The following is a 249-nucleotide window of genomic DNA, read 5'->3' on the forward strand; positions in this document are numbered from 1 at the left end:
GTTTCTGAAAGAAAGATTGAACAACCGCTGCAGGGATTGACGAGTTTTACAGAGGAGATGAAAGCTAGAGGGCTTGTCCCTGGCAGTCAATTAGTTCATTTCGAAATCATCCCTGCACCAAGTCCGATTGCCGAACAATTGACGATTGCCGAAAATACTCCAATTTACGATATTAAACGGATACGCCTAGCAGATGGTGTACCGATGGCATTGGAAACAAATTATATTTCAGCACATCTTGCCAAAAAT

At 42.2% G+C, this 249-nt stretch carries 1 protein-coding gene; it reads left to right on the forward strand.

The features are described 5' to 3' along the window. Positions 1-249, forward strand: a 249-nt coding sequence (locus tag RYX56_RS24220) for a GntR family transcriptional regulator (protein ID WP_317124364.1), incomplete at both ends; no start/stop codon positions are given.

It is taken from the genome of Alkalihalophilus lindianensis (assembly GCF_032843265.1).
GTDB lineage: Bacteria > Bacillota > Bacilli > Bacillales > Bacillaceae_D > Alkalihalophilus > Alkalihalophilus lindianensis.